13 protein-coding genes and 2 pseudogenes are annotated in these 12,721 nt (G+C 72.1%); 10 read left to right on the top strand and 5 right to left on the bottom strand.

Features of this window, described 5'->3' with window-relative positions; all coding sequences use genetic code 11:
* The 5 genes and pseudogenes from JNW91_RS24825 to JNW91_RS24805 form a co-directional block, all read left to right on the top strand.
* A pseudogene (locus JNW91_RS24825) lies at positions 1-322 on the top strand (hypothetical protein); the annotation flags it as partial.
* Between the two features lie 166 nt (positions 323-488).
* Positions 489-803, top strand: coding sequence for a 50S ribosomal protein L21 (gene rplU / locus JNW91_RS24820; RefSeq protein ID WP_007464063.1), 315 nt, complete (start codon positions 489-491; stop codon positions 801-803).
* 11 nt (positions 804-814) lie between these two features.
* Entirely contained in the window at positions 815-1,069 is a 255-nt protein-coding gene (gene rpmA, locus JNW91_RS24815; protein WP_203177814.1) for a 50S ribosomal protein L27, read from the top strand.
* Positions 1,070-1,161: 92 nt separating this feature from the next.
* A complete protein-coding gene (gene obgE, locus JNW91_RS24810) occupies positions 1,162-2,631 on the top strand; it encodes a GTPase ObgE (RefSeq protein WP_203177813.1) in 1,470 nt (489 codons plus the stop codon).
* A gap of 70 nt (positions 2,632-2,701) precedes the next feature.
* A complete protein-coding gene (locus JNW91_RS24805) occupies positions 2,702-3,151 on the top strand; it encodes a GNAT family N-acetyltransferase (RefSeq protein ID WP_203177812.1) in 450 nt (149 codons plus the stop codon).
* A gap of 21 nt (positions 3,152-3,172) precedes the next feature.
* Here JNW91_RS24805 and JNW91_RS24800 read toward each other — a convergent pair whose 3' ends face one another.
* Positions 3,173-3,832 (bottom strand): DUF6766 family protein, encoded by a 660-nt coding sequence (locus tag JNW91_RS24800; protein WP_203177811.1) that lies wholly within the window; start codon positions 3,830-3,832, stop codon positions 3,173-3,175.
* A 67-nt stretch (positions 3,833-3,899) separates the two neighbouring features.
* The gene (locus JNW91_RS24795; RefSeq protein ID WP_203177810.1) at positions 3,900-4,343 is read right to left on the bottom strand and encodes a DUF4383 domain-containing protein; all 444 of its coding nucleotides are present in this window, start codon (positions 4,341-4,343) and stop codon (positions 3,900-3,902) included.
* Positions 4,344-4,619: 276 nt separating this feature from the next.
* Here JNW91_RS24795 and JNW91_RS24790 point away from each other — a divergent pair, with 276 nt between their 5' ends.
* From JNW91_RS24790 to JNW91_RS24780, 3 genes are read left to right on the top strand one after another with little or no spacing between them, the layout of a single operon-like run.
* Positions 4,620-5,426 (top strand): hypothetical protein, encoded by an 807-nt coding sequence (locus JNW91_RS24790; protein ID WP_203177809.1) that lies wholly within the window; start codon positions 4,620-4,622, stop codon positions 5,424-5,426.
* 31 nt (positions 5,427-5,457) lie between these two features.
* Positions 5,458-5,925 (top strand): phage holin family protein, encoded by a 468-nt coding sequence (locus tag JNW91_RS24785; RefSeq protein ID WP_203177808.1) that lies wholly within the window; start codon positions 5,458-5,460, stop codon positions 5,923-5,925.
* Entirely contained in the window at positions 5,922-6,560 is a 639-nt protein-coding gene (locus JNW91_RS24780) for a DUF3618 domain-containing protein (protein WP_203177807.1), read from the top strand. The genes JNW91_RS24785 and JNW91_RS24780 overlap by 4 nt, the downstream gene beginning before the upstream one ends.
* 146 nt (positions 6,561-6,706) lie before the next feature.
* On the opposite strand, the gene JNW91_RS24775 is transcribed toward JNW91_RS24780, so the two are convergent.
* On the bottom strand, positions 6,707-7,876 hold the full coding sequence (locus JNW91_RS24775; RefSeq protein WP_238425644.1) for a glycosyltransferase: 1,170 nt from the start codon (positions 7,874-7,876) through the stop codon (positions 6,707-6,709).
* Positions 7,877-8,006: 130 nt separating this feature from the next.
* Entirely contained in the window at positions 8,007-9,254 is a 1,248-nt protein-coding gene (locus JNW91_RS24770) for a cytochrome P450 (RefSeq protein ID WP_203177806.1), read from the bottom strand.
* Between the two features lie 215 nt (positions 9,255-9,469).
* Here JNW91_RS24770 and JNW91_RS24765 point away from each other — a divergent pair, with 215 nt between their 5' ends.
* The gene (locus JNW91_RS24765) at positions 9,470-9,859 is read left to right on the top strand and encodes a hypothetical protein (protein ID WP_203177805.1); all 390 of its coding nucleotides are present in this window, start codon (positions 9,470-9,472) and stop codon (positions 9,857-9,859) included.
* A gap of 52 nt (positions 9,860-9,911) precedes the next feature.
* Here the strand turns inward: JNW91_RS24765 and JNW91_RS24760 are convergent, their stop codons facing one another.
* Entirely contained in the window at positions 9,912-10,130 is a 219-nt protein-coding gene (locus tag JNW91_RS24760; protein ID WP_030491749.1) for a DUF397 domain-containing protein, read from the bottom strand.
* Between the two features lie 69 nt (positions 10,131-10,199).
* Here JNW91_RS24760 and pepN point away from each other — a divergent pair.
* Positions 10,200-12,721 (top strand): annotated as a pseudogene (gene pepN / locus JNW91_RS24755) (aminopeptidase N); the annotation flags it as partial.

Raw genomic sequence — 12,721 nt, 5'->3', positions numbered from 1 at the left:
GCCCGAGGTCTGCGCCGCCGCGCGGCAGGCCGGCACCACCGCCGTCCAGACGTACGTGGCGGAGTTGGGGCGGATGATCGCGGCGGTGGGCGCCGGGGACAGCGCCACTGCCGAGGCCGCCCGCGAGCAGGCCGAGGCGGCGCTGTCCGGCTGGCGGACCGCGCTGCGGGAGCAGTCGGCGCAGGCGGCCGATCCGCAGCTCAAGACGCTGCTCACCGACATCGGCACCGAGGTCGCCGCGCTCGGCGCCGACGTCGAGTCGATCGACGAGACCGAACTCGACCGGCTCCAGCAGCGCCTCGACCAGCTCTGCGCACGCTGACCAGGGCGGGCCGGTTTGGGGTACGGGCCGGCGATGGCGTACTCTTGCCTGCGGCGCACTTTTGGTGTGCCGTGTTCCCGTGTGCCCGCGCCGCCGTGCACTGCTACCCGGCGAGCCGCCACGGGGACGACCGCCAGCAGCCTCAACGACAGGGAGTCCGCCTCCGATGTACGCGATCGTCAAGACCGGCGGCAAGCAGTACAAGGTCGCCGAGGGCGACGTGATCGAGGTCGAGAAGCTCACCGGTGCTCCCGGTGACGCGGTGAAGCTCACCGCGGTGCTCCTCGTCGACGGTGACGACCTGGTGACCGACGCGGCGAAGCTTGCCGAGGTCGCGGTGTCCGGCGAGATTGCCGCGCACACCAAGGGCCCGAAGATCCGGATCCACAAGTTCAAGAACAAGACCGGCTACCACAAGCGCCAGGGTCACCGCCAGCCGTTGACCCAGGTCAAGGTGACCGGCATCTCCAGCGGGAAGTAGGTCGTCCTCCAATGGCTCACAAAAAGGGTGCGTCCAGCTCGCGTAACGGTCGTGACTCCGCGGCCCAGCGACTCGGCGTGAAGCGCTTCGGTGGTCAGGTTGTCAGCGCCGGTGAGATCCTCATCCGGCAGCGTGGCACCAAGTTCCACCCCGGTGACCTGGTCGGCCGTGGCGGCGACGACACGCTGTTCGCCCTGGCCACCGGTTCGGTCCTGTTCGGCACGAAGCGCGGTCGCAAGACCGTCAGCATCGTTCCGCAGCAGTAGTTCTCAGGCTTTGCGGGCCGCGGACCTCCGGGTCCCGGCCCGCTTCGCTTTTCTGTAGTGCGGGGTGGACCCTCGCTGGAAGGATTGACGCCGTGGCGACGTTCGTTGACCGGGTCGTTCTGCATCTGCAGGCCGGCGATGGCGGGCACGGTTGTGTCTCGATCCACCGTGAGAAGTTCAAGCCGTTCGGCGGGCCGGACGGCGGTAACGGCGGGCACGGCGGCAGTGTGTCGCTGGTCGTCGACCCGCAGGTGACCACGCTGCTCGACTTCCATTTCCACCCGCACGTCAAGGCCGACAACGGCAAGGGCGGCGCCGGGTCGAACCGGGACGGGGCGAACGGCCACAACCTGGTGCTCAAGGTGCCCAACGGCACCGTGGTGCAGACCACCGACGGCACCGTGCTGGCCGACATGGTCGGCGCCGGCACCACCTTCGAGGTGGCCCGCGGCGGCCGGGGCGGGCGGGGCAACGCCTCGCTGGCCAACGCCAAGCGCAAGGCTCCGGGCTTCGCCGAGCTGGGGGAGCCCGGCGACCAGTTGGACATCGTGCTGGAGCTCAAGAGCGTCGCCGACGTGGGTCTGGTGGGCTTCCCGTCGGCCGGCAAGTCGTCGCTGATCTCGGTGATCTCCGCCGCGAAGCCGAAGATCGCCGACTACCCGTTCACCACCCTGGTGCCCAACCTCGGTGTGGTCCGGATGGACAACCACACCTTCACCGTCGCCGACGTGCCGGGTCTGATCCCCGGCGCGGCCACCGGCAAGGGGCTGGGCCTGGAGTTCCTGCGGCACATCGAGCGCTGCGCGGTGCTGGTGCACGTCATCGACTCGGCGACCCTGGAGCCCGGCCGCGACCCGGTCGCCGACATCGACGCCATCGAGGCGGAGCTGAGCCAGTACGGCGGGCTGACCGACCGCCCGCGGCTGGTGGCCGTGAACAAGGTCGACGTGCCCGACGGCCGGGACCTCGCCGAGATCGTCCGCCCCGACCTGGAGGAGCGCGGCTACCGGGTGTTCGAGGTCTCCGCGGCCACCCGGGAGGGGCTCAGGGAGCTGACGTACGCGATGGCCGAGCTGGTCGAGGCGGAGCGCAAGGCGGCGCCTCCGGCCGAGCCGACCCGGATCGTGATCCGGCCGATGGCCGTGGACGACGACGGCTTCACCATCACGACCGAGACGGACGGCTCCTTCACGGTCCGGGGCGTCCGGCCGGAGCGGTGGGTCAAGCAGACGAACTTCGACAACGACGAGGCGGTCGGCTACCTGGCCGACCGGCTGGCCCGGCTCGGTGTCGAGGACAAGCTGGCCAAGGCCGGTGCGCAGCCCGGTGACCTGGTCCGCATCGGTGAGCGGGAGTTCGACTGGCAGCCGACGCTCTTCGCCGGCGTCGATTTCGTGCCCGGCAACCGGGGCACCGACATCCGGCTGGAGGAGAAGTCGAACCGGGCGTCGGCGGCCGAGCGGCTGGCCGCGCGCAAGGCCCGCCGGGTGCGGTCGGCCGACGAGGTCGGCGCGGACGCGTCCGACGACGAGGCCATCGACGACGAGGACGACGCCGAGTAGCCGGTTGCGCTCCGTGATCGGGTTGACTGCCGGAAACCTCCGCGAAATCCACCCCGCCTAACGTTGGGTGATGTTGATCGAAGCGCGGCCCGCCACCGATCCGGAGATCGCCGCACTGGTCGTCGCCCAGCAGCGCGAGCTGCGCGAAGCCGACGGCGGCCTGGACGGGCAGGTCACCGTCACCCACGACGACATCCGCTACCTCGCGGTGGTGGTGAACGGCCGGGCGGTCGCCTGCGGCGGCCTCCAGTCGCTCGACGCCACCACCGGCGAGGTGAAACGGATGTACGTCCGGCCGGCGTACCGGGGGCGGGGCATCGCCCGGCAACTGCTCGCCGCGTTGGAGGAGTGCGCGTTCCGGCAGGGCCACTCGGTGGTCTGTCTGGAGACCGGCACGTACCTGCCGGCCGCGATCGGGCTGTACACCTCGTGCGGCTACGAACCGATCCCGGTCTACGGCGAGTACGTCGGCAACCCGTACAGCGTCTGCTTCGCCAAGCGGCTTCCGGTCGCGGCCTGAAGGTCGCGGCCTGAAGGTCGGCTACGCGCCGGTGGTGGCGTGGGCGACGGTGACCGGCTTCGACTCCGGCGAGGCGTGTTGGCGCAGGACGATGCTCAGCAGGATCAGGGCACCGACCGCGAGGAACTCGCTCTGCCAGTTCTGCATCGACTGGAACCAGAAGTCGCTGGTTCGCAGGAACTCCCACGCCCCGATCGGCGGTGCCCCGCTCTGCAACGCCTGCTCCTCGTTGTAGGCGGCGGTGCCGCCGAGCAGGTGCCCGACGAACGAGCCGGCGAAGATCAGCAGCAGCGCGATGGAGAGGCTGTTGCGATAGACCACCAGGGGAAGGCCACCGACGCGTACCGGCCAGGGTGACTGGGCGGTGGCGCGGCGCTCGTCGTCCTCCGGCCGGTCGGTCTGGTCCACCGGCTTCGACTCGGCCGAGCCGCGCTGCACCAGGTACGCGGTGAGCAGCACGTACCCGCCCATCTGGAGGAACTCCGACTCCCAGTTCTCGAAGACCGCCTCCGCGAAGTGGCCGGTGGTCAGGTATGCCGGCCAGCTCAGGGGCGCGGCGCCGAACTCGGTCAACTCCTCGTTGTGGGTCTGCCAGCCGAAGACGCTCTGCAGCACCAGGAACACCAGAAACGCGCCCAGCATGGCGACGGTCAGCGCGTTGTCGCGTAACCAACGGGGCATCTCGTACCTCCTTCGCGGATCCCCTGATTACCCCCGGCGGGATTACCACGAAACCCTGCTCGGCAGGTCAGGGCCGGTCGGCGGGGCTGTCCAGCCGTCCGCCGGTGCCCGCCTCGTTCGACAGGAGGAGCCCGAGGGCGAGCATGCCGAACCCGAGCGCGAGGTGCAGCCAGTTGTCGGCGGAGTTGACCGGCAGGATGTTCACACCACCCTCCTCGTCGATCGCCTCGACCGCCAGGCCGTACAGCCAGAGGGCGAGGTAGACCGCGCCGCCGCCGGCCAGGAAGAGCCGGGCGCCGCCGACGGTACGGGCCAGCACGAGACCGACCAGCCCGAACAGCAGGTGCACCGCGTTGTGCAGGATCGACACCTGGAAGAGTCCGAGCAGCCGTGCCTCCGAGTGGTGCCCGGCGAAGGTCATCTCGCCGTAGTCGGTGGTGATGCCGGGGATGTAGCCGAGGACGCCGACGAGCAGGAAGACCCCGGCCACGGCCAGCGCGGCGACCTGCACCCGGGTCGCCGGCCGGACGACCGGCCACCTCGCGCGTCTCGTGCCATCGCTGCCCCCTCCGTGGATCTGCCGGCCCCGCGAACTTCACTGTCCGTGGCGGCGACGTGACGCAGCCCGACGATCCTCCATTTTGAAGTCGATCCGGTGCGCGGCGCAGAGAAATGCACGAAGAGGTATGGAAGACGAAACGGAGGGTAGGTGAAGTGGTGGCGCCGCGGCGACGCGGCCACATTCCCCCAGCACAACCGCGACGACTTTCCGAGCGGAAGGGACATCATGACCTACGATCTGTCACCTACGACTTCCACCTACGGACAGCAGTCGACCAACGGCGGTGGCGTCCGCGATCAGGCCCGCCAGGTCGGGTCGGAAGCCGCCCAGGCCGGTGGAGCGGTCGCGCAGACCGCCAAGGAGCAGGGCACCGAGGTGGGCCGCGAGGCGGCCCGGCAGGCCCGCAACCTCTACGGCGAGGCGCGTACCCAGCTCACCAGCCAGGCCGGTGAGCAGCAGCGTCGCGCCGCCACCGGGCTGCGTTCGCTGGCCGACGAGATGCGCACGATGGCCGAGCAGGGTGGCCAGGCCGGCCCGGTGAGCGAGCTGGCCCGCCAGGCCGCCGACCGGGTGCACGGTGTGGCCGGCTGGCTCGACGAGCGCCAGCCCGGCGACCTGATCACCGAGGTACGCGACTACGCGCGCCGCAACCCGGGCACCTTCCTGGTCGGCGCGGCCGTGCTCGGTGTGCTGGCCGGACGGCTGACCCGCAGCATCTCGGCCGCCGGCGACGACTCGGGCAGCGTCTCCCCGAGCTACCGCGGCGCCGGGGCGTACGACCCGGAGCAGACCGCGGTGATCCCGACGCAGCCGGCGTCGGAAGCCGTCCCGCAGGGCGGCTACCTCGACCCGACCCCCGGCACGTACACCGAGCCGACCTCGGGTGGCTACGCGGCCCCGACGCCCGGCGGTTACACCGAACCCGTACCGGGTGAGTACCCGGAGCACACCGGCACCGGGCAGCCGCTGCCGCCGGTGAACCAGACCGACCCGCTGCCGGGCGTGCCGTCCAGCGGCACCAACCGCCCGTGAGCCACCGAGTCATCCGAAGGGAGGCGACGGCATGACCATGCCGACGCAGGGGTCCGGGTTGGACTCCGGGTACCAGCCCGATGCGGGTGCCCCGCACACCGCGGCGGAGGTGAAGAGCAGCTCGATCGGTGAGCTGATGCGCCAGGTGACCAGTGACCTGTCGACGCTGATGCGCCAGGAGGTCGAGCTGGCCAAGGCGGAGATCCGTCAGGAGGGCAAGAAGGCCGGCAAGGCCGCCGGGCTCTTCGGCGGGGCCGGTTTCGGCGGCTACATGGTGGCGCTGTTCGTCTCCATCGCCGTGTGGCAGTTCCTGGACAACGTCATGGACTCCGGCCTGGCCGCGCTGATCGTGGCCGTGATCTGGGCCGCGGTCGCCGCGGTCTTCTACTCGATGGCCAAGAAGAACGCCCAGCACGTACGCGGCCTCAAGCAGACCAACGACAGCGTGCAGCGGATCCCCGACGCGCTCAAGCCCCACCCGGAGGGAGTCACCCGATGAGCACCGATCCCGACCAGATCCGCCGGGAGATCGAAGCCACCCGCAACAGCCTCAGCTCCGATGTGGACGCGCTGGCGTACAAGGTCAGCCCCAGCCGCATCGTCGACGACCGCAAGCAGCGGGCCCGTTCCGCGTTGCAGAATGTGAGGGACAAGGTCATGGGAACCGCGTCTGACCTCGGCCACGGCACCGGCCACGCCGCCCACTCGGTGGGCGACCGCGCCTCGTCGGCGGCCTCCAGTGTCAGCGACGCCGCGCACTCGGCGGCCTCCACCGTCAGCGACGCCGCCCACAGCGCGCCGCGGGTGATCCGGCAGAAGTCCCAGGGCAACCCCCTCGCCGCCGGCCTTATCGCGTTCGGGGTGGGCTGGCTGGCCTCCTCGCTGATCCCGGCCTCCCGTCGGGAGCAGCAGGCCGCCGTGCAGGTCAAGGAGAAGGTCAGCGAGCACAGCGGTGCGGTGAAGGAGAAGCTGGGCGAGGTGGCCAGCGAGCTCAGGGAAGAGCTGCGCGAGCCGGCCCAGCACGCCGCCGAGTCGGTGAAGTCCACCGCCCAGGACGCCGTGCACGCCGTCCGGGACGACACGAAGTCGGCCGCGCACGACGTCAAGGACACCGCACAGCAGGCCCGCTCCTGATCCACCCCGCTCCACCGCCGACAGCTCGCGGTCACCAACCCGGTGCCCGCGAGCTGTCGCGTTTCCATCCGGGTGGCATCAGAGCGCCGTGCGCGCCGTCCACCGGCTGACCCGGCACTCATCCTCGGAACGGATATACCGGTGAGTCATAACCATGACTCACCGGTATATCGCTCGTCGGGGCCGTGCGCTGCGGAGGTCTGAAGCCGACCGGGCCGGGCGCGGAACGAGGGCCGGCGCGAGTCCTGCTGCTTCAGGCCGGCGGTGCGCGCCGATCGCGCGGGTGCGATGGGTCGGGCTGCGGGATGTGGAGGGTCCGGGTGAGGTGGGCGGCTCGGCGGATGCGGGTGTTGCCGTAGCGCACGCCGCCGAACAGGACCGCTGGCCGACCGCCAGCCAGCTGCAGATGCCGCGTTCCACCAGCCAGAGTGGGGCGGCCAGCGGGGTGCTCGGCGGGAAGACGCTGTTGCCGCCCGCACGTCGGCGTCCCGCCTCGGCCAGCGCGCGACAGCGACCGTGGCTCCGACCAGCGCGCACGCCGCGGGTCGCGGACCGCCGCCGCCAGCGCCGGCAGGACCGCGCAGCGCCGTCACCAGGCGGGCCGGCTGGGCCAGGTCGTCGTACGCCTGGCGGACCCGCTGGCCACGGAAGTGCGCCGCGTCCGGCGGCAGTCGGCGTACGTACAGCCAGGCCGGCGTGGCCTCGACCCCGCCGTACGCGCGCACCGCGCGGATCAGCTCCAGGTTCTCGAAGAGCACGTTCGGGTCGTACCCGCCCATGGCGCGGAAGGTGCTGCGGCGTACCGCGAGGGTGCCCGGGTAGTCGTTCCCGAGTGCCCGGTTGAGCAGCGTCCGGCCGGTGTCCCACCAGGCGTGCCAGGGCAGTGGGTCGAAGAAGTTCTGCGGCCGGACCAGGTCGACCCGGCCGAGCAGCCGGTGCACCGCGCGCAACCCGGCCTCGTCGTACCGGACGTCGTCGTCGGCGATCACCACGTGCTCGTGGCGTGCCGCCTCGACCCCGGTGAGCACGCCCACCACCTTGCCGTTGAGCCCCCGCCCGGCGGGGTCCGGCGGAAAATGCCGGACGAGGCCGCGCCACGCGTCGGCGTGCCGGGCGAAGAGGTCGGCAGGTGAGCCGTCGACCACGAGAACCTCGACGTGGCCGGCCAGCCAGCGCAGGTAGTCGGTCAGCTCGGACAGGCCGGAGTCGCTGTGCCAGCGCAGCGGCAGCACGTACGACATCGGCAGGTCGATTGGCGGCGTGCCGGCGGCGTCGGGGCCAGCTCGCCGGGCGTCGTCGGTGGCCTCGACGGGCATCGGTGCCTCCTGCGCGGGTCGTGTGCGACCGGTGGGTGGGCGGGGCCGCCCGCAGCAGGTGCCCGTCCCCCGGGCGTTGAAACCGGCACAAGGTTTCGACTGCCGGGCCGGGGTGGCGCTGCCGACCCGGTCAGGCGGTGCGGCGGATGTTGGCGAGGGTCAGGCCGACGGGCGGCAGCGCGGGCATCCGGTGCAGGTCCAGGGCCAGGTTCTGGACGGGGACGTCGTAGCGCATGGTCGTGGTCAGGTTGGTGACCGCCCGTCTCATGAGGTCGATGGTGATCCACTCGCCGGCGCACCGGTGGCCCGTCCAGTGGTCGCCGCCGCCCTGCGGAATCAGGTCGAACGGGTCCCCGCGGCGACCGGCGAACCGTTCCGGCCGGAACAGCTCGGGTTGCGGCCAGAGTGTCGGGTGGTGGTTGGTGCCGTAGAGGTCGAGCAGCACCCGCCGGCCTCGGGGGAAGTGGTGGCCCTGCCAGTCGAAGGAGCGCCGGACCCGGGCCGCCGCCATCGGGAAGAACGGGTAGTAGCGGCGTACCTCCTGGACGAAGTGCTCGGTCGCCGCGTCGTCGTCGCGGACCCGCTGCCCCCAGGCGGGGTGGTCGTGCAGGGCGAGCGCGGCGAAGGCGATGTACTGGTCGATGGCGACCACCGGCCGCAGCACGTTGAGCAGTTCCACCGCGGCGATCCGGCGGGGGAGCAGCTCGCCCCGTGTGTCCCGGTGCTCGGCGATCACCGCCAGGGCGCTGCCGGCCGGCGCCGGGTGGCGGCCGAGGCGGGTCCGTCCGATGACGCCGGCGATCCAGCGTTCGGCGCGGCGGCGGGCGAGCAGCCCTCGCCAGTGCCGGGGGCCGACCAACGCCGGGGCCTCGATCATGGCGTGCAGCTCGACGGCCCGGCGGTCGACCTCGGACGTCGCCAGCGGCACCCCGGCCCAGCCGCACACCACGCGGGTCAGCAGGCGGCCCAGCTCGTCGTAGAGCGTCACCGGCCCGGCGGCCTCCCAGGCGGGGATCCGGGCCCGCCACTCCTCGTCGAAGAGCTGTCCGAGCTGCCGGATGGCGGTCGGCGTCATGATCGACATGATCATGGCCTTGCGGTTGGAGTGCTCCGTCCCGTCCAGCCCCTGCACGCCGCCCCGGCCGGTGAGGGTCCGCTGCACCCGCAACGGCATCGCGTCCCGCCGCTGGAAGCGCTCGTTGTCGTAGAACAGCATCGCCGCCGGCCGGCCACGGAGGCAGATGGTCGGTGCGAGCAGGATCCGGGCCTGGAAGATGTCGCTGCCGTACCGGTCGCAGCGCTCGCCGATGAACCGGTAGCCGGCGCGGAGCAGCGCGAGGGTGCTGTCCGGGATGCGGTCGGCCGGCATGGTCGCCATCGGGCCTCCTCGGGTGCGGGTGGCGACCGTCGCCGCCGCGCGGCTGCGTCTACCCGCGTTGCCGCCGCTGAATCCCCGCGTGACGGCGCGCCGGCTGGCCCCTCCCAGGGGCGGCGGAACCTGGTTTGCTGCTGGTGGAGCCGCCGTCGGCGGCATCGCCGGTCGGCCGGCGCGGCCTCCGGCGGGCCGACGGCCACGACCACGGGGAGGGCGAAATGCGCGACAACAGGTCGCCGCACTGGCGGCAACGGCGGGCGATCGAGGCGCTGGGCGCGGGCCGGGACGCGCGGCCACTGATCGGGCCGCCCGGTCGGCCGACCCGGCCGCACCGCTTCTTCACCGTGCACCTGGGCTTCACCGCGCCCCGCGCGGTCGACGCCCGCGAGCTGGCAGTGGGGTACGCGGAGGCGCTGAGTCTGCTCCGCCCGGAGGTGGCGCTCGGCGCGGCGGCCCTGTCACCGGCCGACGCGTGGCACCGGGCCGAGCGGCTGTTCTGCGGGGCGATCGGCCCGGACGGCGAGCGCTGCGTCGATGTGGCCGAGCATCCCGGCTTCCACCACGCCCCGGGTCCGGGGGGTCTCGGCTGGGGCGACGGCGACGCCTGATCCGGCGGTCACGGGTGGCGGGCGTCCCGGGCCACCCGTGACCGCGGGGCGGTCAGTCCAGATCGAATTCGCCGTCCTGCGCCCCGGCGACGAACGCGTCCCACTCGGCCTGAGTGAAGACCAGCACCGGGCCCTCCGGCTCGGCGGAGTTGCGCATGCCGATCAGATCGTCGACGAAGGCGACCTCGACCGCGCTGTCGGAGGTGTCCCCCTCGGCCCGCTGCCAGACCGCCCGAGAGAGGTCGAAGTCGCCCTTGGGGTGCTGCGCCATGGTTCTTTCCTCCAGTGCCGAGGGTCGTGTGGTGACCGGTTGCCGATCCCCATCGGGCAGGATAAGCGGATGCCGAGCCTGACCCGTGTAGAGGCGACCGCGCGTGGCGCGGCGATTACTGTCGAGTCCTATCAGGTGGACCTCGACCTGACCGGGGACGGGGACCTGTTCCGGTCCCGCGTCGAGGTCCGGTTCCGGGCGACCCCCGGCACCGCGACCTTCGCCGAGGTCAAACCCGCCAAACTGCTGGCGGTACGCCTCAACGACCGCGACGTCGACCCCGCCACGTTGGCCGACAACCGGCTGCCGCTGGGTGACCTCGACGCCACGAACACCCTGGTCGTCGAGGCCGAGATGGCGTACTCGAACACCGGGGAGGGGATGCACCGATTCGTCGACCCGGCCGACGGCGAGACCTACCTGTACGCCGTGACGTTCCTCGACAACGTGCAGCGCATCTTCGCCGCGTTCGACCAGCCCGACCTCAAGGCGCCGTTCACCCTCACGGTCACCGCCCCGCCGGGGTGGACGGTCTCCGGCAACGCCGAGGTGGCCGCCAACCCGGCCCCCGGGCGCTGGGAGTTCGCTCCGACCGTTCCGCTGTCCACCTATCTCTTCTCGCTGATCGCCGGCCCGTACCACGTGCGGCGGGCCGAGCACGACGGTGTGCCGCTCGGCCTCTACTGCCGACGGTCGCTCGCCGAGCATTTGGACGCCGACGCCGAGGAGATCTTCACCATCACCCGGCAGTGCCTGGACCGGTTCCACCAGCTCTTCACCGAGCCCTACCCGTTCGGCAAGTACGAGCAGGCGTTCGTGCCGGAGTTCAACCTCGGCGCCATGGAGCACCCGGGGATCGTCGCGTTCCGCGACGACTACGTCTTCCGTTCGGCGGTCACCGACACCCAGCGTGAGCTGCGGGCCACCACGATCGCCCACGAGATGGCGCACATGTGGTTCGGCAACCTGGTCACCATGCGCTGGTGGGACGACCTGTGGCTCAACGAGTCCTTCGCGGAGTACCTGGGCGTCCGGGTCGCCGCCGAGGCGACCCGCTTCGATCGGACGTGGACGACGTTCGCCATGCGCCGCAAGGCCTGGGGGTACGCGTCCGACCAGCGTCCCTCCACCCACCCGGTCGCACCGCAGGACGTGGCCGACGCCGCGGAGGGGCTGCTCAACGTCGACGGCATCTCGTACGCCAAGGGGGCCAGCGTGCTGCGGCAGTTGGTGGCGTGGCTCGGTGACGAGGCGTTCCTCGCCGGCCTGAACGCGCACTTCGCCGCGCACCGCTTCGGCAACGCCACCCTCGCCGACCTGCTGACCAGCCTCTCCGCGAGCGCGAGGAGTGAGCTTGCGAGCCCCGCAGTCGCGAGCGAAGGCGGCACCGCGGCCGACGGTCGGGACCTGTCCGGTTGGGCCGAGCTGTGGTTGCGTCGTTCCCAGGTGAACACGCTGCGTGCCGAGGTCGCCGTCGACGCCGACGGCCGCTACACCGAGGTGGCCGTGGTGCAGACCGCGCCCGAGTCGCACCCGGTGCTGCGTCCGCACCGGATCGGGGTGGGCCGGTACTCGGCGGACGGCACGGTACGCCGTGACGAGGTGGATCTCGACCCGGCCGTCGACGGTGGTCGCACCGTGCTCGGCGAGCTGACCGGCGAGCCGGCGGCCCGGCTGCTGCTGCTCAACGACGGCGACCTCACGTTCGCCAAGGTGCGCCTCGACCCGGCGTCGGCGGACGCCGTCCCGCTGGTGCTGCCGGGGCTGGCCGATTCCCTCACGCGGGCGATGCTCTGGGGAGAGGCGCTGGACGCGGCGACCGACGGGGAACGGCCGGTCAGCGGCCTGGTCGACCTGATGGTCGCGGCGCTGCCGGCCGAGAAAGAGGTGATCGTCGCGGAGGACGTGCTGACCCTCAGCCGGTCGCTGGTCGACCGCTACCTCGACCCGTTGGCCCGGTCGGCGGCGCTCGCCCGGATCGCCGGGGCGTGCCGTCAACTACTCGACGCGGCGCCGGCGGGGGAGTCGTTGCAACTCGCCGCCGCGCGGGGCTGGATCGCCGCGACCACCGACGCGGATCTGCTCGTCGGGTGGCTCGCCGGCCGGGACGTGCCGGCCGGGCTGAAGGTCGATGCGGAGCTGCGCTGGGCGGTGCTGCGTCGGCTGGTGGTGCTGGGCGCCGCCGGTGCGGCGGAGATCGCCGCCGAGGCGGCCACCGACGTCAGTTCCACGGGTGCGGAATGGGCCGCCCGCTGCCGGGCCGCCCTGCCCGACCCGGCCGCGAAGCAGACCGCGTGGGACATCATCGTGCGCGACACCGAGCTGTCCAACCGGCTGCTGGAGGCGACCGCCGAGGGGTTCTGGCAGCCCGAGCAGGCCGAGCTGACCGCCCCGTACGTCGATCGGTACTTCACCGACATGCCGGCGGCCGCGGGTCGGCGTACCGCGTGGACGGCCGACCGGTTGGCGACGCTGGCGTTCCCCCCGCTACGCCGTGGCGCAGCCGACCCGGGAGGCGGCCGCGGCGCTGCTGGCCCGCGACGACCTGACCCCGGGCCTGCGCCGGGTGGTCACGGACGCCGACGACGACC

Origin of the sequence: Micromonospora parastrephiae (assembly GCF_016802865.1) — a bacterium.
Taxonomy (GTDB): domain Bacteria; phylum Actinomycetota; class Actinomycetes; order Mycobacteriales; family Micromonosporaceae; genus Micromonospora; species Micromonospora parastrephiae.
Note: the sequence above shows the minus strand (reverse complement) of the source record. Positions and strands in the feature narration are given on the sequence as shown.

Coding starts and splice junctions, on each gene's coding strand:
- JNW91_RS24790 (WP_203177809.1), top strand. CDS start 4,620: ATGACCTACGATCTGTCACCTACGACTTCCACCTACGGACAGCAGTCG.
- JNW91_RS24780 (WP_203177807.1), top strand. CDS start 5,922: ATGAGCACCGATCCCGACCAGATCCGCCGGGAGATCGAAGCCACCCGC.
- rplU (WP_007464063.1), top strand. CDS start 489: ATGTACGCGATCGTCAAGACCGGCGGCAAGCAGTACAAGGTCGCCGAG.
- JNW91_RS24805 (WP_203177812.1), top strand. CDS start 2,702: ATGTTGATCGAAGCGCGGCCCGCCACCGATCCGGAGATCGCCGCACTG.
- JNW91_RS24800 (WP_203177811.1), bottom strand. CDS start 3,832: ATGCCCCGTTGGTTACGCGACAACGCGCTGACCGTCGCCATGCTGGGC.
- rpmA (WP_203177814.1), top strand. CDS start 815: ATGGCTCACAAAAAGGGTGCGTCCAGCTCGCGTAACGGTCGTGACTCC.
- JNW91_RS24760 (WP_030491749.1), bottom strand. CDS start 10,130: ATGGCGCAGCACCCCAAGGGCGACTTCGACCTCTCTCGGGCGGTCTGG.
- JNW91_RS24765 (WP_203177805.1), top strand. CDS start 9,470: ATGCGCGACAACAGGTCGCCGCACTGGCGGCAACGGCGGGCGATCGAG.
- JNW91_RS24770 (WP_203177806.1), bottom strand. CDS start 9,254: ATGGCGACCATGCCGGCCGACCGCATCCCGGACAGCACCCTCGCGCTG.
- JNW91_RS24785 (WP_203177808.1), top strand. CDS start 5,458: ATGACCATGCCGACGCAGGGGTCCGGGTTGGACTCCGGGTACCAGCCC.
- JNW91_RS24775 (WP_238425644.1), bottom strand. CDS start 7,876: ATGCCCGTCGAGGCCACCGACGACGCCCGGCGAGCTGGCCCCGACGCC.